Source organism: Streptomyces omiyaensis (genome assembly GCF_014650895.1).
GTDB lineage: Bacteria > Actinomycetota > Actinomycetes > Streptomycetales > Streptomycetaceae > Streptomyces > Streptomyces omiyaensis.
In genome coordinates this window covers 73,489-92,742 of the sequence record NZ_BMVV01000007.1, presented here as the reverse complement: position 1 = coordinate 92,742, position 19,254 = coordinate 73,489, and the positions used below count along the sequence as shown (strand labels likewise).

The 19,254-nt window shown below is 74.2% G+C and carries 18 protein-coding genes; 8 read left to right on the top strand and 10 right to left on the bottom strand.

Annotation, left to right across the window (positions count from 1 at the left end):
• Nucleotides 1-96: 96 nt before the first annotated feature.
• Both IE287_RS13945 and IE287_RS13940 read right to left on the bottom strand, forming a co-directional pair.
• Nucleotides 97-723 carry a YigZ family protein gene (locus IE287_RS13945; RefSeq protein WP_189849335.1) on the bottom strand — a complete coding sequence of 209 codons (627 nt, stop codon included), beginning with the start codon at nt 721-723 and terminating at the stop codon, nt 97-99.
• 9 nt (nt 724-732) lie between these two features.
• Entirely contained in the window at nt 733-2,178 is a 1,446-nt protein-coding gene (locus tag IE287_RS13940; RefSeq protein WP_189849334.1) for a PucR family transcriptional regulator, read from the bottom strand.
• Nucleotides 2,179-2,364: 186 nt separating this feature from the next.
• Between IE287_RS13940 and IE287_RS13935 the strand changes: the two genes are divergently transcribed.
• The 3 genes from IE287_RS13935 (at nt 2,365) to IE287_RS13925 (ending at nt 6,494) form a co-directional block, all read left to right on the top strand.
• Nucleotides 2,365-3,855 (top strand): long-chain-fatty-acid--CoA ligase, encoded by a 1,491-nt coding sequence (locus IE287_RS13935; RefSeq protein ID WP_189849333.1) that lies wholly within the window; start codon nt 2,365-2,367, stop codon nt 3,853-3,855.
• Nucleotides 3,856-4,061: 206 nt separating this feature from the next.
• A complete protein-coding gene (locus tag IE287_RS13930) occupies nt 4,062-5,876 on the top strand; it encodes a carboxylesterase/lipase family protein (RefSeq protein WP_189849332.1) in 1,815 nt (604 codons plus the stop codon).
• Between the two features lie 177 nt (nt 5,877-6,053).
• The gene (locus IE287_RS13925; protein ID WP_189849331.1) at nt 6,054-6,494 is read left to right on the top strand and encodes a CoA-binding protein; all 441 of its coding nucleotides are present in this window, start codon (nt 6,054-6,056) and stop codon (nt 6,492-6,494) included.
• A 208-nt stretch (nt 6,495-6,702) separates the two neighbouring features.
• Here the strand turns inward: IE287_RS13925 and IE287_RS13920 are convergent, their stop codons facing one another.
• Nucleotides 6,703-7,266 carry a YbaK/EbsC family protein gene (locus IE287_RS13920; protein WP_189849330.1) on the bottom strand — a complete coding sequence of 188 codons (564 nt, stop codon included), beginning with the start codon at nt 7,264-7,266 and terminating at the stop codon, nt 6,703-6,705.
• A gap of 254 nt (nt 7,267-7,520) precedes the next feature.
• Nucleotides 7,521-8,093: a helix-turn-helix domain-containing protein gene (locus tag IE287_RS13915; RefSeq protein ID WP_189849539.1), complete on the bottom strand. Its 573-nt coding sequence runs from the start codon at nt 8,091-8,093 to the stop codon at nt 7,521-7,523.
• Between the two features lie 118 nt (nt 8,094-8,211).
• On the opposite strand from IE287_RS13915, the gene IE287_RS13910 reads away from it, so the two are divergent.
• Complete coding sequence (locus IE287_RS13910) at nt 8,212-9,075, top strand: DMT family transporter (RefSeq protein WP_189849540.1); 864 nt, start codon at nt 8,212-8,214, stop codon at nt 9,073-9,075.
• A gap of 144 nt (nt 9,076-9,219) precedes the next feature.
• On the opposite strand, the gene IE287_RS13905 is transcribed toward IE287_RS13910, so the two are convergent.
• On the bottom strand, nt 9,220-10,107 hold the full coding sequence (locus tag IE287_RS13905) for an acyltransferase (protein WP_229883477.1): 888 nt from the start codon (nt 10,105-10,107) through the stop codon (nt 9,220-9,222).
• A 148-nt stretch (nt 10,108-10,255) separates the two neighbouring features.
• Here IE287_RS13905 and IE287_RS13900 point away from each other — a divergent pair, with 148 nt between their 5' ends.
• Nucleotides 10,256-10,783 (top strand): gamma carbonic anhydrase family protein, encoded by a 528-nt coding sequence (locus tag IE287_RS13900; RefSeq protein WP_189849329.1) that lies wholly within the window; start codon nt 10,256-10,258, stop codon nt 10,781-10,783.
• 273 nt (nt 10,784-11,056) lie between these two features.
• On the opposite strand, the gene IE287_RS13895 is transcribed toward IE287_RS13900, so the two are convergent.
• A complete protein-coding gene (locus tag IE287_RS13895; protein ID WP_189849328.1) occupies nt 11,057-11,716 on the bottom strand; it encodes a DedA family protein in 660 nt (219 codons plus the stop codon).
• 557 nt (nt 11,717-12,273) lie between these two features.
• The gene (locus IE287_RS13890) at nt 12,274-12,735 is read right to left on the bottom strand and encodes a DUF4442 domain-containing protein (protein ID WP_189849327.1); all 462 of its coding nucleotides are present in this window, start codon (nt 12,733-12,735) and stop codon (nt 12,274-12,276) included.
• Between the two features lie 117 nt (nt 12,736-12,852).
• Here IE287_RS13890 and IE287_RS13885 point away from each other — a divergent pair, with 117 nt between their 5' ends.
• Nucleotides 12,853-13,968, top strand: a complete 1,116-nt coding sequence (locus tag IE287_RS13885) for a DUF8017 domain-containing protein (RefSeq protein ID WP_189849326.1) — start codon at nt 12,853-12,855, stop codon at nt 13,966-13,968.
• Between the two features lie 120 nt (nt 13,969-14,088).
• Complete coding sequence (locus IE287_RS13880) at nt 14,089-15,498, top strand: MFS transporter (RefSeq protein ID WP_189849325.1); 1,410 nt, start codon at nt 14,089-14,091, stop codon at nt 15,496-15,498.
• Here IE287_RS13880 and IE287_RS13875 read toward each other — a convergent pair.
• From IE287_RS13875 to IE287_RS13865, 3 genes are all read right to left on the bottom strand, one after another.
• Nucleotides 15,460-16,305 (bottom strand): spermidine synthase, encoded by an 846-nt coding sequence (locus IE287_RS13875; RefSeq protein ID WP_189849324.1) that lies wholly within the window; start codon nt 16,303-16,305, stop codon nt 15,460-15,462. The genes IE287_RS13880 and IE287_RS13875 overlap by 39 nt on opposite strands.
• A 176-nt stretch (nt 16,306-16,481) precedes the next feature.
• A complete protein-coding gene (locus tag IE287_RS13870; RefSeq protein WP_189849323.1) occupies nt 16,482-17,474 on the bottom strand; it encodes a patatin-like phospholipase family protein in 993 nt (330 codons plus the stop codon).
• Nucleotides 17,475-17,521: 47 nt separating this feature from the next.
• Nucleotides 17,522-18,178 carry a DNA alkylation repair protein gene (locus tag IE287_RS13865; protein WP_189849538.1) on the bottom strand — a complete coding sequence of 219 codons (657 nt, stop codon included), beginning with the start codon at nt 18,176-18,178 and terminating at the stop codon, nt 17,522-17,524.
• Between the two features lie 224 nt (nt 18,179-18,402).
• Here IE287_RS13865 and IE287_RS13860 point away from each other — a divergent pair, with 224 nt between their 5' ends.
• Complete coding sequence (locus IE287_RS13860) at nt 18,403-19,167, top strand: TVP38/TMEM64 family protein (RefSeq protein ID WP_189849322.1); 765 nt, start codon at nt 18,403-18,405, stop codon at nt 19,165-19,167.
• The last annotated feature ends 87 nt before the right edge of the window (nt 19,168-19,254 follow it).

Sequence of the window (19,254 nt, the reverse complement as noted above, 5' to 3'; positions counted from 1 at the left end):
TCCCGCGCGCATCGTAAGTGCAGGTAGGTGGATACCTGCGCGGGTGGACCAGTGGGCGCGGCGCGGGTGGATGGGCATCTGCCCTGGGGGTGGGGGTCAGGCGTCGCCGTACGCTTCGCCGCCGAGTTCCACGGTGGCGGTGCCGGCCGTGGCGTCGGCGAGCCAGGAGCGGAAGGCGGGAACGTCGGCGTCGGGGAGGCCGATCTCGATGGTGACGGCTTCGGCGTATCGCACGTCCCGGACGGCGCGGCCGGTGGAGCGGAGATCGTTCTCCAGCTTTCCGGCCCGCTGGTGGTCGACGATGACGGTGGCGAGCCGGTAGCGCTGCCGGGTGATGGTGCCGAGTGCGTCGAGGGCTTCGCCGACCACGCCGCCGTACGCCCGGATCAGACCGCCGGCACCGAGTTTCACCCCGCCGTAGTAGCGGGTGACGACCGCGGCGACGTACCGCATCTCGCGGCGCAGCAGCATCTGGAGCATGGGGACGCCTGCGGTGCCGCCGGGTTCGCCGTCGTCGCTCGCCTTCTGGACGGACGCGTCGGCGCCGAGCACGTAGGCGAAGCAGTTGTGGGTGGCCGTCGGGTGTTCCCGGCGGATCCGCGCCACGAACTCCTGCGCTTCGCGCTCGTCGGCGACCGGTGCGAGTGCACAGAGGAAGCGCGAACGGTTGATCTCGGTCTCGTGGACGCCCTCGCGGGCCAGCGTGCGGTACTGCTCCTGCATTCAGCCAGCCTACGTGCCGTACCCGTCGCGCTCCGCGCCCCCCGGACTGGGCGGGTCCACGGTGGCGGAGGGAGAGCCGGGGGCGTCGGGGAGCCCGACGTACGGGAGGGCGCGCAGGGCAAGTGCCCAACCGAGGCGTGCCTCGCCCGATTCGCTGGAGCGGCCGGTGAGCTCGGCGACGCGCCCGATGCGGTTCAGCACGGTGTTGCGGTGACAGTAGAGGAGTTCCGCGGCGCGGGAGGCGGAGCAGCCGTGGTCGAGCCAGACCCGGAGGGTGGTGAGGAGCGCCGCGCGCTCGCCGCCGGTGACGAGGATGGGTCCGAGGTGGACGGTGACGATCCGTTCGGCGATGTCGGGGCGCCCGCTGAGGAGGATCTCGGTGAGCCGTGCGTCGAAGACGGCGGCCTCGCCGCTGCCGGCAGGAAGGGTACGGAGGGTCTGTTCGGCGAGTCGGAGGGCGCGGCCCGCCTGGGAGAGGCGTTCGAACTCGGGCGAGACGCCTGCCGTGGCGCCGGTGCGTTCGCGGAGCGCGTCGAGGAGGCGGAGCAGCGCCGGGTCGGGGCCCGCTCCGGGCAGGGGCGGCGTCCGGCCGGCGGGCGTGTCGCGGCGTGGGAGGCGGACGATGCCGGCGTACCGCCCCGAGCGCGGGCGCCAGTACGACCAGAGGCCCTGCGCCTCCAGGACGGGGGCCGGGCGGGGCGGGGCGGCCGGGTCCTGGGTGGCGACCACGACGACGTACCGGTCCTGGGCGGGGACGCCGAGCGCGGCGGCAGCGGCGGACGCGACGGCGGGGTCGTCGGCACGCCCGTCGAGGAGGGCCTCGAAGAGCGCTGCCCGGCGGGTGTCCTGCTGGTTCTGGAGCTCCAGCTGACCGAGGCGGTACGCGTCGGCCATGGCGACCGAGTAGCGGTCGATGGTCTCCCAGACGGCGCCGGCGACGTCGAGTTCCAGGTCGCGGCTGTCCGCCTGGCGGCCGGCCCGGGTGCGCAGGTGCTCGGCCATGACCTGCCACAGGATGCGTCCACCGCGCCGGTAGGCCTGGAGGACGGTGTCGAGCGGCACACCCTGTTCGGCGCGGCGGCGGCCGGTCTCGCGAGCCGCGCCCTCGAAGTCGCCGTCGGTGGGTGCGAGCCCGCCGAAGTCCTCCAGGGCGCGCAGCAGGTTGTCGCGGCAGATCGCCCAGAGGTCCTCGTGGGTGACGGGGTCGCCGGAGGCGTACGTACCGGAGTGGGCGCGGATGTCGGCCACGGCCCGGTCGGTGAGCCGGTCGACGTCGGAGAGCAGCGCGGCGGCGAGGGAGCGGCGCAGGGCGCCGGAGTCGCCTGCCGAGCCGAGCGGGGTGCGCGCGCGGGGCGCGGCCGGCGGGCCGGAGGGCGGGCGCCGGGAGGGAACGGACGAACGGTCCGGCGTGCGGTCCGGCGAGGGGTCGGGGGCGCCGGGCGGGCGGGGCGTCATGGCTGGCACCGTAGCGCCGCGCTTTGGCGATTGCCACGTGCCGGGAGTCGCTGAGGGGCCGATGCCCAGCCCGTGGAGGCGCATGGTGGGCGTCTGCACATGGCTTCGGGGTGCTTCCACGATCGATTCTGTGCCGTGTCACGGAATGTTGACACCGCCGTCAGCACCACGTCTCTGGAGCGTGTCATGTCACTGAGCGTCGCCGGCGTGCTGGGTGAGTCCGCCCGCCACTTCCCCGACCGGATCGCCGTCGTCGAGGGCGCGAGCCGGTTCACCTACCGCGAGCTGTGGGACGCGGCGCTGCGCTGCGCCGCAGGGCTGCGCGAGGCGGGGGTGAAGCCGGGTGACCGGGTGGCGGTGCTGCTGCCGAACACCACGGAGTTCCTGCGCGTCTACTACGGCGCGCTCGCCGCCGGTGCCACGGTGGTGCCGGTGCACGCGCTGCTCGTCGCGGACGAGGTGCGTTTTGTGCTGGAGCACAGTGGCGCGGTCGCGATCGTGAGCGGCGGCCCGCTGTGGACGGTCGCCGACGAGGCGGCGCGCGCGGCCGGTGTGCGGGCCTTCCGGGGAGCGCCCTCCGCGCCCGAACCGCTGGCCGCGCCCGAGCCGGCCGACCCGTCCGACACGGCGGTGATCCTCTACACCAGCGGCACGACGGGGCGGCCCAAGGGCGCGCGGCTGACCCACCTCAACATCGTCATGAACGCGGCCGTGACCTCGCAGGACCTGCTCGGTCTCGGGGAGGACGACGTCGTCCTCGGCTGTCTGCCGCTGTTCCACAGCTACGGCCAGACGTGCGCGATGAACGGCACGCTCCGCCAGGGCGCCACGCTTGTGCTGATGCCCAGGTTCAGCGGGCCGGCGGCGCTGGAGGTGCTCGCCGACGAAGGTGTGACGGTGTTCATGGGCGTGCCGACGATGTACCACGCGCTGGTGGAGGCCGCGGCGGTGTCGGACCGGCGGCCGGAGGCGCTGCGCGCCGCGATCTCCGGTGGCGCGGCGCTGCCGGTCGCCGTCCTGGAGCGCTTCCAGGAGACCTTCCGGACGCAGATCCTGGAGGGGTACGGCCTGACGGAGACCTCGCCGGTGGCCACGTTCAACCAGCCGCACCTCGGGCGGCGGCCCGGCACGGTGGGTCATCCGGTGTGGGGTGTCGAGGTCGGAGTGGCCGACGCGGCGCTCGACGGGGAGATCCGGCTGCTGCCGGACGGCGAGGTCGGTGAGGTGGTGGTGCGGGGGCACAACGTCTTCGCCGGTTACCTCGACGATCCGGGGGCGACGGCGGCCGCGGTCGTGGACGGCTGGTTCCGCACGGGCGACCTGGGCGCGCGGGACGAGGACGGTTTCCTGCGAATCGTCGACCGGAAGAAGGACCTGGTGATCCGGGGCGGTTTCAACATCTACCCGCGCGAGGTGGAGGAGGTCCTGGTCCGGCACCCGTCGGTGTCCGAGGTCGCCGTGATCGGCGTCCCCGACGAGGCGAAGGGCGAGGAGGTGTGCGCGGTGGTGGTACGCCGGGCGGGCACGACGGCCCTCACCGAGGCGGAGCTCGTCGACTGGGCGCGGGAACGGCTCGGCCGCCACAAGTACCCGCGCGTCGTCCGGTTCGTGGACGCCCTGCCGCTCGGCCCGACCGGCAAGGTCCTCAAGCGCGCGCTGGTGGCGTCGGCCGACTGACGCGAGCACGGCGAGGGCCGAGGGCCTGGGGGCGTGACGCGGCCGTCCGCACCGAGCCCGGATCGGCCCGTGTCGCGGCCGGGTCGGCCGGGCCTGTTCTGGGCAGCTGCACAGCGGCGTCGCCGTCCCGGCAGAGCTCTCCCGTCCCGGCGGTTCCCGGGGCATCATCCGCACGACACGCACGCTCGGTACGGAAGGACGCAGCCATGACGACGCCGGATCAGGATCAGGACGCGGTGCGTGGGACGGGGTCGGGCGCGGGAGGGGCGCCGGAGGCCGTGCTCGTGGCGGGGAGGGTGAGCGGCGCGTTCGCGGCGGACGGCGTGGCCCGCTTCCTCGGTGTGCCGTACGCGCGGGCGCCGTTCGGGCCGCGCAGGTTCCGGGCGCCGGAGCCGGTGGAGCCGTGGGAGGGGGTGCGGAAGGCCACGGAGTTCGGGCCGACCGCTCCGAAGCGGCCCTACGCCCCTCCGCTCGACGCGCTGCTGCCCGACCCCGCGGTGGAGGGCGACGAATGCCTCAACGTCAACGTCTGGGCCCCTTGGGGTCCGGAAGGGCCGGAAGGATCGGAGGGGCCGGAGGGGCCGACCGCGGGCAAGGAGGGGGGCACGGGCGCGGGCCCTGTCCAGGGTGTCTGCGGCCGGCCGGTGATGGTGTGGATCCACGGCGGGTCGCTCCTTCACGGCTCGAACGCCGTGCCCGTCTACGACGGGACCGCGTTCGCGCGGGACGGCGTGGTCCTCGTCTCCGTCAACTACCGCCTCGGCGTGGAGGGGTTCGGGTTCTTTCCCGACGCCCCTGCCAATCTCGGGCTGCGTGACCAGATCGCCGCGCTCGCATGGGTACGGGAGAACATCGCGGCGTTCGGCGGTGATCCCGGGCGGGTGACGGTCTTCGGCGAGTCGGCGGGCGCGATCTCGATCGCCGCGCTGCTCGCCTCGCCGCTCGCGCGCGGACTGTTCCGGCGAGCGGTCGTGCAGAGTGGCGCGCCGATGGCGCTGCCGCCTGAGCGGGCGCGGCGGACGACGGAGGCGATCGCGAAGCGGCTGGGGGTCCCCGCGACGGCGGAGGCGTTCGCCGCGGTGGACCGGGAGCTGCTGCTCACGGCGCAGACGGAGGTGACGGCCAAGGGGTCGCCGCTGACGGGAAGCGGGCACTCCTTCCAGATCGTGGTCGACGGCGAGGTGCTGCCGCGCGACCCGGCGGAGGCCCTCACGGCGACCGGGGTGCCGGGTGGGAACGAGGTCAGGGGAAGGGCAAAGGCCGAAGCCGAAGCAGGAACAGGAACAGGAGCAGGAGCAGGAACCGGGGTCGAGGCCGAGGTCGGCTCGGGGGCTGGGCGATCGCCCAAGGGGGTGCTGGGTGAAGCGGCGGGGAACGGTCCCGGAGACTCGCTCCCGTACGTCGCTGCCGGATCGGGCTCGTCCCGCGCCTCGGAGCCGGGCGTGGACTCCGCCGGGGTCGACCTGCTGCTGGGAACGACGACGGAGGAGTACCGGCTCTGGTTCGTACCGAGTGGGCTCGTGGAACGCTTGTCCCCGCTGATGTTGCGGCTCGCGTTGTGGAAGACGCGGGTCCCGTCGCGTACGGCGCGGGTCTACCGGGCGAACCGGCCGCAGGCACGGCCCGGTGAGGTCCTGGGCGCGCTCGCCACCGACAAGTTGCTGCGGGTGCCGCTGAACAGGATGGCGGACGCGCGGTTGCGGGCGGGGGCGGCGGGACGCACGTTCGTGTACGAGTTCGGGTGGCCGTCGCCAGTGCTCGGGTTGGGCGCCTGCCACGCGCTGGAGCTCGGCTTCGTCTTCGACACCCTGGACACGCCCGAGGCGGAAGCGCTGACGGGGCCGGGCGCGCCGCGCGAACTTGCGGCGGCCGTGCACGCGGCCTGGGTGGCGTTCGCCTCGGACGGCGACCCGGGGTGGCGGACGTGGGACGAGGAGCGGCCGGTGATGGTCTTCGGCCCGGAGCGCCCGTCCGTCGTGTCGGCCCCTCGGGAGGACGAACGGCGTTCCTGGGAGGAATGAGGCGGCGGGCACACCCGAGCCGGGCTGCCCGGTTCCCGGGCTGCCCGGTTCCCGGGCTGCCCGGTTCCCGAGCCGCCTAATCCCCGGGCTCCCGGGCTGCCGGGCGGGAAGGATCCGAAGGCGCGGCGGGTTCGTAACGGAGGAAGACCCCGTACGGACAGAAGGAAGGCACCAGGGATGAGCGTCGACACCACGACCACCGAGGCGACGGAGCGTTCCGAGGAGGAGACCGTCCGCCGGATCCTGACGGGCACGGGCGACACCTGGGCGGTCGTGGGCCTCTCCTCGAACCGGGAGCGTGCCGCGTACGGGGTGGCGGCCGTCCTCCAGCGCTTCGGGAAGCGGATCGTCCCGGTGCATCCGAAGGCGGAGACGGTCCACGGCGAGCCGGGCTACGCGTCCCTCGCCGACATCCCCTTCCCCGTCGACGTCGTGGACGTCTTCGTCAACAGCGACCTCGCCGGCGCGGTCGCCGACGAGGCGCGGGAGATCGGGGCCAAGGCCGTGTGGTTCCAGCTCGGTGTCGTCGACGAGGCGGCGTACGCGCGCGCGACGGACGCGGGGCTGGACATGGTGATGGACCGCTGCCCCGCGATCGAGATCCCGCGACTGGGCTGATGCCCATGCGTGACGCCGGACGGCCGGCCTGCCGTGCGGCACGCGGCGGGCAGCCCGGCGCGCGGCGCGCGTAACCATCGGTCCGGCGCGCAGAGGGCCGAGCGGGTGCGGCCCGGGGGTCGTGCCGTGCGGTTGCGGGCGACGACGGCCGTCCGGCGGGTGCGCCGGGCGGCCGTCGTCGTGTCCGCACCGCTGCGCGGCCGCGTCGTCAGGCCTGGGGCAGGCCCAGCCCTTCCAGGACCACGGCGTGGGGAAGTTGGGCGAATGCCTTGCCCGGGACGATGATCTTGCCGCGTCGGCGGCCGCTGCCGATGAGCACCCATTCGGTGTCGACGACGGTGGCGTCGACCAGGAGCGGCCAGTCGGCGGGGAGGCCGATGGGGGTGATGCCGCCGTACTCCATGCCGGTGTCGCCGGTCGCGGTGTCCATCGGCGCGAACCGCGCCTTGCGGACACCGAGGTGCTTGCGCGCGACGCCGTTGACGTCGACGCGGGTGCCGGACTTGACCACGCACGCCGCGAGGGTCGTCGTCTCGCCGCGCTTGCCGGCGAGGACGACGCAGTTCGCGGACTGTTCGAGGAGCTCCGGGCCGTGGTGCTCGACGAAGACGGCGGTGTCGGCGATGGTCGGGTCGGTGTCGACGTAGAGGATCCGGTCGGCCGGCACGGGGCCCGTCCAGGCGCGGACGGCTGCGGCGACCGGCGGGGTGAGCAGGTCGAGGCAGTCGGTGGCGGGGCGGGCGTCGTCGAAGTCTCCGATGGGTGCGCGCATGTGCGGCACGCTAGCGGCACCCGGCCGGCGTGCGGCCGGGTGTCTCAGCGTACGAACCGGGTCCCGGCCTCGGGCCGCGGGACGTCGGGCTCCGGTGTGCGATCTTCGAACCCCGGAACCCCGACGCCCGTCCCCCGTCCCCCGACTCCCGGCTCCCGGCTCCCGGCTCCCGGACACCCTGGGCCCGAGCCTCAGCCCCGGCCCCGACCCCGGCGCGTCGGTCCTCAGCACGCCGCGCCTCAGCGTGCCGCGCCTCAGCGCGCCGGGGGGATCGAGACCGCCATGGTCATCTGGACCGTCTCGTCGCCGTCGTTGCGGTACGCGTGCGGGGCCGAGGCCTCGAAGACGGCGGAGGTGCCGGCGGGGACGGCGTGCTCGACGCCGTCGACGACGAGGGTGAGCACGCCGGCGGTGACGTGGAGGAGCTCCGTGGTGCCCTGCGGGTGCGGGTCGGAGGCGCTGCCCTCGCCGGGCACCAGGGACCAGGACCACAGTTCGAGGGGGCCGCGGGCCTCGGTGCCGACGAGCAGGGTGGTGCTGCTGCCCGCCGGTGTGGACCACATGCGGACGGCCTGTTCCGGCGGGACGAGCCGGACGTGGGGGCCCTGCTCGTAGTCGAGGAGGGTGGTGATGGAGACCCCGAGGGCGTCGGCCAGCTTCACGGTGGTGCCGACGCTGGGGTTGGTCCGGGCCTGTTCGATCTGGATGATCATGCCGCGGCTGACCCCGGAACGGGCGGCGAGCGCGTCCAGGGTGAAGCCCCGTTCGTTGCGCCAGCGCTTGAGGTTGCGGGCGAGCGACTGGGTCAGCTGGTCGAGGTCCGACACATTCCGTCCAATATCCTGGATGACATAGTTCACTGCATTGCACTACGGTGAGGTGCACTCGATCGTGCACTGCACTGTACTGCCCCGCTTCACCCCGTACCTGCCTGCGAGGACCTCCATGACCGCCGTGTTCGCCCTGGCCACCGCCCTCCTGTGGGGCTTCGCCGACTTCGGGGGCGGCCTGCTCACGAGGCGCATCCCGGCCCTCACCGTCGTCGTGGTCTCGCAGAGCCTCGCGGTCGTCGTCCTCGGCTCGGTCGTCCTCGCCACCTCGGCCTGGACCGAGGCCGGGCCCGGGCTCTGGTACGCGGTCGCCGCCGGCGTCGTCGGCCCGGCCGCCATGCTCGCCTTCTACAAGGCCCTCGCGCTCGGCCCGATGGGCGTCGTCTCGCCGCTGGGCTCGCTCGGCGTGGTCGTCCCCGTCACGGTCGGCCTGGTGCTCGGCGACCGCCCCGGCCTGCTCCAGGTCGGCGGCATCGTCGCGGCGGTCGTGGGCATCGTGCTCGCGGGCGGCCCCGAGCTGCGCGGCGCGCCCGTGCAGCGGCAGGCCGTCGTCCTCACCCTCTTCGCGGCGTTCGGGTTCGGCGCCGTCATGGCGCTCATCGCCGAGGCGTCCACCACGCTCACCGGCCTCTTCCTCGCGCTGTTCGTGCAGCGCGTCACCAACGTGGCCGTGGGCGGGGGCGCGCTGTACCTCTCCGTGCGACGCGGGGGCCGCGCGCTGCCGGAGGAGGGTTTCGGCGTGATCCGCGGCGCCCTGCCCGCGCTCGCCTTCGTGGGCCTCGCCGACGTGGCGGCCAACGGCACGTACGCGCTCGCCGCGCAGCGCGGCCCGGTGCTCGTGGCCGCCGTCCTCGCCAGCCTCTACCCGGTCGTGACCGCGCTCGCCGCCTTCGGCGTGCTCCGGGAACGGCTGCGCGCGATCCAGGCGACGGGGGCGGGCCTCGCGCTCGTCGGCACCGTTCTCATCGCGGGCGGCTGACACGGGCGGCGCGCCGGTTTCGCACGGGGGCGAGGGTCACGAGAGGGCACGTGGGACCGCTAGCGAGGGCGGCACCGGTGGTACGGGTGGTGCCGGTGGTTCCGCGCCCTGCGGAGGCCCCGGGCGAAGGCCGGTGGGGGCCGGTCAGGAGCTCCGCGCCCCCGTCGCGCCCTCGGGCGTCCCCGTGACGGCCGTGCCCGCGTCGGCCACCGCCGCCTGCGCCACCGCGTCCGCCCCGCTCCCCACGACTGCCACCGTCACCACTTCCGCATCCGCTTCTGCTTCTGCTTCCGCCTGTTCGATCTCCCAGGCCGCCAGCGCCGCCAGCTGCTCGGGGGTGACGTCCTCCGGGATCGGCTTCGGGGCCGGGGTGCGCAGCGGCGGCTGCCATCCCCGTTCCGGATCCCAGCGCCGTACGACCCTGGCCGGGGCGCCCGCCACCACCGAGTGGTCCGGCACCTCGCCGCGTACGACCGCGCCGGCGGCCACGACGACGTTGCGGCCGATCCGCGCGCCCGGGAGGATCACCGCGCCCGTGCCCAGCCAGCAGCCGGGGCCGATCGACACCGGCTCGGAGCGGGGCCACTGGCGGCCGATGGGCTCGTGGGGGTCGTCGTAACTGTGGTTGGTCGAGGTGATGTAGACGTACGGCCCGCAGTAGGTGTCCGAGCCGATGGTGATCGTCGTGTCGGCGATCACGTGGCTGCCGCGGCCGAGGACGACGCCGTCGCCCAGGGTGAGGACCGTCTCCGTGCCGAGGTCGAGACCCGGCAGCATCCCCGCCGTGAGGGTGACCTGCTCGGCGATGATGCAGCACTCGCCGATCTCGATCCAGCGCTCCCCGAAGAGCGTGCCCTGCGGGAAGGCGAGCCGGGTGCCCGCGCCGAGCCGCCGGAACCTCAGCCGCCCGGGATGCTCCGCGGTCACCGCGCCGGCCTGCTGCGCCCAGCGCCATCCGCCCTGGAGGGCGTGGGCGACGACCCGGCGCCGCCAGGCGGCGAGGGATGAGAACGTGTTTCCGTTTTTGGGCACCCCGACACCGTAGTCGGCGGCGTCGGGCCCGGTCGGCGCGGTCCCCTGTGATGTCCGTCATGGGCTCGTCATAGGGTGCGGGCAGACAACCGGAAGGCGCGACACCACCACGGCCGGACGGGCCGTAGAGACCCCCAGGAGTGACCCCATGGCAGAGGCTTTGATCAAGGCCGTCGGCGGCAAGGAGCCGAGCGTCGACCCGACCGCCTTCACGGCCCCGACCTCGGTGGTCCTCGGCGAGGTGACGCTCGGCGCGCGCGCCAGCGTCTGGTACCACGCGGTGCTCCGCGCCGACTGCGGCCCCATCACCGTCGGCGAGGACTCCAACATCCAGGACAACTGCACCGTCCACGTCGACCCCGGTTTCCCCGTGTCGATCGGTGATCGCGTGACGGTCGGGCACAACGCGACCGTGCACGGCTGCGTCATCGGGGACGACGTCCTCGTCGGCATGGGCGCGACGGTGCTCAACGGCGCCCGGATCGGCGCCGGCTCGCTGGTCGCCGCGCAGGCGCTGGTGCCGCAGGGTATGGAGGTCCCGCCCGGTTCGCTCGTCGCCGGCGTCCCCGCGAAGGTGCGCCGGGCGCTGACGGAGGAGGAGCTTGCGGGCATCCGGCTGAACGCCGAGATGTACCTCCACCTGGCGAAGGGCCACGCCGAGGCGTACGAGGACTGACCTCGGCCGGTCGCTTCGGCGCCGCCGGCCCTCTCACCACCGCCGGGACCGGCGGAACGGCGAGACCTGCGGGACCGGCAGGACCTGTGAGACTCGTGGGACCGGCAGGGATTGTGGGGCGTGTGAGACAGGCGGGACCGGCGTCTTTCCCCCTCGTCTCGCGGGGAGGGCCGCCCGGCTGCTCATGTACGCAACGGAGGGCGGCGCCCGGGACGATCCCCGGGTGCCGCCCTCCGGCGTGCGAGGGGTGCGGCCGTCCGCGCGGCGCGCCGGTCAGTCGGCCGCGACCGGCTCCAGCGGCGCTTCCGCGCGCTGTGCGGAGACCTCCGCGGCCGCCTTCTTGGCGCGGTTCTTGATGATCAGCATCGAGGCGACGCCGATGAGGACCGCGAGGACCAGGCCCAGCCAGGAGAAGCGCTTCAGCCACGCCTCGGCGACGATGCCGACGGAGTAGATGACGGCGGTGGTGCCGCCCGCCCACAGGATGCCGCCGAAGACGTTGGCGATGAGGAACTTCCAGTACGGCATCTGGAGCACGCCGGCGAGCGGCCCTGCGAAGATCCGCAGCAGGGCGATGAAGCGGCCGAAGAAGACCGCCCACATGCCCCACTTCTGGAAGGAGCGCTCGGCGAGGGCGATGTTCGCCTCGCTGAAGTGTTTGGGGAACTTCCCGCCGAGCCAGGCGAGCAGGGGACGGCCGCCTCTGCGACCGATCGCGTACCCGATCGAGTCGCCGATGATCGCGCCCGCGGTGGCGCAGCCGCCGAGGACGTACGGGTTGATGTCGCCGTGCTGGGAGGCGAGCAGGGCCGAGCTGACGAGGACGATCTCGCCGGGGAGCGGGATGCCGAGGCTCTCCAGGCCGATCACCACCCCCACCAGCGCGTAGATGGCGACGGGCGGGATGGTCTCCAGCCATTCCTGGACGTGCAACGCGGGTTCCTCCCGTTGTGCCTGCGCGGCGCCGATCGGGGGCCGCTGCGGTGGCGTGCCCCGCGTCGGGCACGCCGGGGCAGCCTACCCGGCGCCCGGGACACGCCTCGACCGTGACCTGACAGCCTCGGTCGCGGTCACGGGGCACGGGCGGGAAACGGGCGCGGAGCACGGGCGGGGCAGGGTACGGGGGCTCGGCACGGCACGGGCGCTCCGCGCGCTTCCTGGGCGTCTGCCCAGGTCCGGGGTGCCCGGGCACGCCGATCGGTTCGGAAGGTGCACGGCCGAGCCTCGGAGCGGAGTGCACGAGTTCGCGTATCGGCTCCGGCGACCGGCCCGGTCGTCCGTCTGCCCGGCCGTCCGCCCGGCCGGCCGGTACACCCGATGCCCGAGCCCTTCCTGGGCCGATGCACACCGACAGGTCCGCCCCCGCACCCGAAGGGAGGGTGCGGGGGCGGACCTGTCGGTGTGCGGGGACGACCGGCCGGCGATCTGCGGGCTGCGCGCCCGGGCACCTGCCCAGACCGGGTGCCCGGGCCGCCTGCCGCTCGCCTCGGCTACTTGCCCGGGTTGTTGGGGCGCAGCGTCCACAGGACGGTCATCTCGCCGGTGACGGCTCCGTCCTCGCGGGTGATGTCGATGCGGACCGGGAACTCGGGGCGCTGTCCGGCGTCGAGTTCGGCGACGACGTCGGCGACGGGGCGGCCGAGCGTGGCGGTCGCGGTGACGACGCCCATGGCGAGCTTCTTGTACGCGATCTCGGCGTTGACGGCGAGCGGCACGGCGCGGCCCAGCTGGTCGCCGAAGGCGGCGAGCACGATGGCCCCGCTGGCGGACTCGGCGAGGGTGAACATGGCGCCGGCGTGCGGGCCGCCCACGTGATTGTGGTAGGCGGGCTGGTCGGGCAGGCGCACGACGGCGCGCTCGGCGGTGGTCTCCAGGAACTCCAGGTTGAGGGTTCCGGCCATGGGGACCGTGGCGGCGAGCATGTCGCCGACGGACTTCTGGTCTGCGCTCATGGCCGTGATGTTACCCATGAGTAGCCGTCTTGGCCATGCCTCCGGCGACCCCGCGCCTCCCCGGCGGCGGGGCCCGGGCATGGCCCGGCCGCCCCCGCCCCTCTATCGTTACGGCCCATGTGGCCAGGACAGCAGCCGCCCGGGGGCGAGCAGAACCCGCAGGACCAGAACCAGAACCCGTACCAGCAGCCGACGCAGCCGGGGTACCAGCAGCCGGGACACCAGCAGCCGAACCCCTACCAGCAGCCGACGCAGCCGGGTTACCCGCAGCAGGGCGGATGGCAGCAGCAGCCCGGCTATCCGCAGCAGGGGTACGCGCAGCCGAACCCGTACCAGCAGCCGACGCAGCCGCAGTACCAGGTGCCCGCCCCCACCCCGCCCCAGGGGTCCGGCGGCGGGAGCAGGCGCTCGACGCTCATCGCGGTCGTGGCGGCGGCCGCCGTGGTGGTCGCGGCAGGCGTGACCGTCTTCCTCGTCACGGGCGGGGACGACAAGAAGAACGTCGCCGACAAGCCGACGACGACCGCCTCCGCCCCGGGGTCCGACGCCCCCTCGACGGACCCCTCCGGGCAGCCGTCCGAGCCGTCCGACGGCGCCTCGACGGAGATCGACAACCCGCGCGACGGCACCACGTTCCAGCCCACGATCCCCGGCTGGAAGGTCGTCCACAACCCGACGTACGGCACCCTCTTCGACGTCCCGCCGGAGTGGGAGGTCCTGAAGCCCACCACGTACACCGGCTTCGGGGACGCCAAGAAGGGCGACGGCAGCCCGCTGGTCGTCATGTCCGGCCCCGCCGAGTTCAAGAGCAAGTGGTGCGCCTTCGACAAGGACAAGAACGGCACCCCGGAGACCTGGGGCCTCGGCGCCGCCGGCACGAAGGGCAACAAGGGCGCCACGGACACCGCCTCGGCGGCGCGGGCGCAGGCCGGGACCTGGGTGTGGGCCGCGTTCGCCCAGCACATGCCCGAGAAGTCCATCAAGGTCACCGCCCCCGTGCCGTACACCACGGCGTCCGGGCTCAAGGGCAGCATGGCGACGGCGACGGCGCCGAACGTGACGAAGCGCAACAAGTGCGAGACCGACGGCAAGTCGATCGCGTTCACCTTCCTCAACGCCGAGAACGACTACGCGACCTTCTTGCTCTACGCGGCCGACGGCGTGAAGGACGAGCTCCCCGACGCGACGATCCAGAAGATCCTCTCCACGGTCCGGCTCACCGAGAAGTCCTGAACGTCGAGGAGCCCTCAACGTCGAGAAGTCCCGGCCGTAGGGAAGTCCCGGCCGTAGAGGAGCCCCGGCCGTCCGATATTCGGTTTGGCAGGAAGGGGAGGTGCCGGGGATAGTCCCGGGGTGACGAATCGCTCCGCCTCTCCCCGCAGCGGCCGCCGCCCCGAATGGGCCGGGCGCAACTACGTGCTGCTCACCGCCGCCACCATCGTGACCAGTCTCGGTGCCCACGGCGCCCTGATCGCCACCACCTGGGCCGTCTTCGAGTCCGGCGGCGACGCGGGCGACGTGGGCCTCGTCGCGATGGCGCGCTTCCTGCCGCTCGTGTTCTTCCTGCTCATCGGCGGCGCCGTGGCGGACCGCATACCCCGGCACCGGGTGATGGTCGCGGCCAACGCGCTCAACTTCGTCTCCCAGGCCGTCTTCGCCGTCCTGGTCCTCTCCGGCACCGCCGAGCTCTGGCAGATGATGGTGCTCACCGGCCTCTGCGGCACCGGGCAGGCCTTCTTCAACCCGGCGGCCGAGGGCATGCTCATGTCCAGCGTCACGGGCGAGCAGGCCGGCCGCGCCTTCGCGTTCTACCGGATGGCGATGCACGGAGCGGGCATCGGCGGCGCCGCGCTCGGCGGCGCGCTCGTCGCCTTCGTCGGCCCCGGCTGGGTCCTCGCCGTCGACGCCCTCGCCTTCGCGGTGGCGGGCGCGCTGCGGGCGTTCCTCGACGTCAGCGGCATCCCCGAGCGCAAGCCCGGCGGCGGGCTCTTCGCCGATCTGCGCGAGGGCTGGCAGGAGTTCATCGGCCGGCCGTGGCTCTGGTCGATCGTCGCGCAGTTCTCGGTGGTGGTGGCGCTCATCGGCGCCGTCGAGGCGGTGTACGGGCCGCTGGTCGCCCGGGACGAGCTCGGCGGCGCCAGTCCCTGGGGCATCGCGCTCGCCGGATACGGCGTGGGCACGGTCGCCGGCGCCATCCTGATGACCCGCTGGAAGCCGCGCCGGATGCTGCTCGTCGGCACGCTCGGCGTGTTCCCGATCGCGCTGCCCTCGGCGGCGCTCGCCGTTCCGCTGCATCCCGTGGGGCTCACCGCGGTGATGTTCGTGAGCGGTGTGGCGATGGAGATCTTCGGCGTCTCCTGGATGACGACCATGCACCAGGAGATCCCCGAGGAGAAGCTCTCCCGCGTCTCCGCCTACGACTGGTTCGGCTCGACCGCGCTGCTGCCCCTGTCCACCGCGCTCGCGGGCCCGGCCGAGGCCGCGTTCGGCCGGAAGGAATCCCTGTGGGGCGCGGTCGCGCTGATGACGCTCGTCACCGCGCTCGTGCTGCTCGTCCCCGACGTGCGCAACATGACCCGGCGGCCGCACGGCGCGACGACGGCGAAGGGTGCTCCGGGAACCGCCGTCGACGCGGGGACCGGCACGGGCGGGGGGGCCGGCACGGGCACCGTGGTGGTCGCCGGGGGCGGCGCCGGTGCCGGGATGGTTCCCGCGCCCGGGGCGTCAGCCGATGCCGAAGGCGCCGTCCGGCGGAACGGGTGACCCCACCGCCTCGGCGTCGTCGACCGGAGCGGCGTTCCCGGTGAACCGGGCCAGCGCCGCCCCGTGCTCGACCCGCGCGGGGAAGGCGTCCCCGGCGGCGCGGCGGGTGAGGCCGGGGACGTCGAGCGGGGCGTCGGAGGCGACCAGGATCGCGTTCCCGAAACGCCGGCCGCGCAGCACCGCCGGTTCGGCGACCAAGGCCGTCTCGGGGAAGACCGTCGCGAAGGTGGCGAGCTGGCCGCGGAGGAAGGCGAAGGGCGCGCCGTCGGCCAGGTTGGCCGCGTAGGTCCCGCCCGGGCGCAGCACGCGGCGGACCTCGCGCGCGTACGCGACGGAGGTCAGGTGCGCCGGGACGCGCGACCCGCCGAAGACGTCGCCGACGATCAGGTCGGCCGAGGCCGCGGGCGCCGCCTCCAGCCACGCGCGCGCGTCGTGGGTGTGCACGGTGACACCGGAGCCCTCCGGCAGCGGCAGGTGTTCGGCGACCAGCGCGACGAGTCCGCCGTCGGCCTCGACGACGTCCTGGCGCGAACCGGGCCGGGTGACGGCGACGTACCGCGGCAGCGAGAGCCCGCCGCCGCCGAGGTGCAGCACGTCCAGCGGCGCGCCCGCCGCCGCGGCGCCGTCGACGACGTGCCCGAGCCGGCGGGCGTACTCGAACTCCAGGTGGTCGGGCGCGTCGAGGTCGACGTACGACTGCGGGGCACCGTCGACCGTGAGGAGCCAGGCCCGCTCCCGGTCCACATCGGGCATGAGACGCGCGGTGCCGTGGTCGACGTCGCGCAGGACGGGAATCTGCTCGTTCACCCCTCCATTGTGCAACCGCACAGACACCGCTCGTGCCCGTGCGCGTCTCGCACGCCCGTACTCCGCGCCCGTACCCGGGCTTACGGGCCGAGTGCCGCGCCGCAGTCGTGCCGCGCCGCTCCGCCCGGTCCTGCCGCTCCGCCCGGCCGTTCCGTTCCGTTTCGTTCCGCGGACGGTCAGCCCGTCCAGACGGCGGCGACGGCCCTCGCGTGCGCGGCGGCCTGGGCGCGTCCCGCGCGGGCGGCGGCGCCCCGCTGGGCGGGGTCGAGGGCACGCGCACCGATGACGGCCTTGGCCTCCGCGCCGGGGGTGATCACCTTGACGCGCGCGCCGGACGCGATCAGATCGGCGGCCTGGCGGGCCGGGGTGTGCACGGCCTTGCTGCCCATCGCGGTGGGCGCGACGACGACCACCCGTTCCCAGCCCGCGGCGAGGTGCGCGTTGGCGGTGGAGTGGATGCCGCCGTCGATCCAGCGGCGGCCGGCGAGGGTCGCGGGCGGCCAGGCGCCGGGAATGGCGCAGCTGGCGGTGACCGCGTCGACGAGCCCGACGCCGTCGGGACTCCCCTCGGCGCCGAAGGCGAAGCCGGAGCCTGCGCCGGCACCGGCGCCTGAGCTCCCGCCGGAGCCGGCGCCCGAACCCCCGTCGTCACCGCCGCCGGTGAAGACGCCGAGCGCGCCGTTCCACGCGTCGACCGCGGTCACGCGCAGGCGGCCGGCGGCGGGCCAGTCGGTGACGTCGCCGAGCCGTGCGGCGACGGTGGCGCGCCGGGTGGCCTCGTCGACCGTGCGGGCGCGCAGCGCGAGCCTGCCGAGCTTGCGCCCGTACGCCTCCGGGGTGGAGGAGGTGAGCACCGCGAGGGTGTAGCGGAGGAGGGTTCCGGCGCCGAAGCGGACGGCCGGTTCGGCGTCGGTGCCGTCGAGCTGGCGTGCGTACAGCTCGGGGAGGGTGAGGGTGCCGGAGGTGAGGAGGGCACCGACGACGGCGCCGGCGGAGCTGCCCACGACGAGGTCGGCACCGGAGAGGTCCACGCCCGCCTCGGCGAGCCCGTGGAGGATCCCGACCTCCCAGGCGGCGCCGACGAGGCCACCCGCTCCGAGGACGAGTGCCGTCCTGCCGCCCGTCGCCCCGGCCGCCGCGTCGCCCGTGGGCGTTCCCTTGTCGCTCATGGGCCGAGTTTCGCGCAGCCGCCGGGACGCGCCCCCGGCGGGGTCGTTCACAGGTGCTTGAGGGCCTCGCGGACGGAGAGCGGGGAGAGGAGGGAACGGTTGTCCGCGACGAAGGCCCGCACCTCGCCGGGGGCGGTCTTGGCGTACTCCCGGAGGCTCCAGCCGATCGCCTTCCGGAGGAAGAAGTCGGTGTCCGCGGCGCGCCGCAGGCAGTACGCGAAGAGCCGGTCGGCGTCCGTGTCCTCCTTGAACCGCAGCTGGTGGAGGAGGGCGGTGCGGGCGATCCAGAGGTCCTGGTCGTCGATCCAGGCGTCCATCTGGCGGGCGAGCGCGGGGTCGGCGGCGACGAGCCCGCCGACGACGTGGGCCGCGAGGTGGTCGACGGTGTCCCACCAGGAGACGGTGGTCACCAGCCGACGGGCGACCGGCAGGAATCCGGAGGAGTAGCGCTTCACGTGCCGGCGCAGGTAGTCGACGGCGAAGTAGTGGTACTCGCGCTCCGGGAGGGCGAAGCAGCGCAGGGCGACCGCCGCGCAGTCGGACTCGTCGGGGCGGGGCGTGCCGTCGAGGACGGTGCGGGAGAGGGCGCGGCGCTCCGGCGTCCGGATGCCGAGGAAGGGCGCCACGCCCTTCATGTACGCGACCATCTCCTGCGCCCGGAAGGGGTTCCCCGCGGCCGGGTAGAGCGTGGTGAGCCGGCTCATGACCGCGTCGGCGAGTTCGCTTCCGGGCACGTCCGCGTGCCCGGAGGCGACATCGACATCGACATCGATGGAGTCGGAGACGAAAACGGCGGCGGAGCCGGAGACGGCGGCGCCATCGGCGGAGTCGGAGACCGTCCCGGACGGGGCCGGGTCCCGGACGGGATCGGGGGTGGACATGACGCACATTACGGCGATCATACGGAGTTCTCCGTTACTCTCCCGGGATGCTCGCTCCCGTGCCCCGGCCGACGGACCCGTTCGCCGTCCGCTGCTCCCGGGCCCTGCTCGCGCCCCGGTCCCGGCTCTCGTTCCTCGCGCTCGTCCTGCTCACCGCCGCGACCCTGGTGGTGCTGTACGAACCGCAGCGGCTGCTCTCCTCGGGGTGGCCGCGGACGGACGGCGCGGGCGCGGTGATGCTGTTCGCCCTGGCGTACGGGGTGTGCACGGCGGCGTTCGTGCCGCGCCCGGTGCTGAACCTGGCGGCGGGGGCGCTCTTCGGTTCCGCGTTCGGTCTGACCGCGGCGGTGGCGGGGACGGTGCTGGGCGCCGGGATCTCCTTCACCCTGGGCCGGGTCCTCGGGCAGGACGCGCTGCGGCCGCTGCTCAAGGGGCGGTGGCTGCGGGCGGCGGACGGACAGCTGAGCCGGCACGGCTTCCGCTCGATGCTGGCGATCCGCCTCTTCCCGGGGGTGCCCTTCGCCGCCGCCAACTACTGCGCCGCGGTCTCCCGGATGGGATACGTGCCGTTCCTGCTGGCGACGGCGATCGGTACGGTGCCGAACACGGCGGCCTACGTGGTGGCCGGCGCCCAGGCGGGCGAGCCGGGTTCGCCGGCGTTCCTGATCTCCGCGGGCTTCATCGTGGTGTCGGGGCTCGCCGCCGCGGTGGTGGCCTGGCGGAAGCGGCACGCGCTGCGCCGGCCGACCGCCGGGGAGCCGGTGTCGGAGCCGGTACCGGTGTCGGAGCCGGTACCGGTCGCCGCTTCCTGAAACCGTACGGGGCGGAGCGGGGCGGCGGGGCCCGCCGACGCCGTCTGATCACGAACACGTCACCTTGGGGCGGTACAGTGCGCTCGA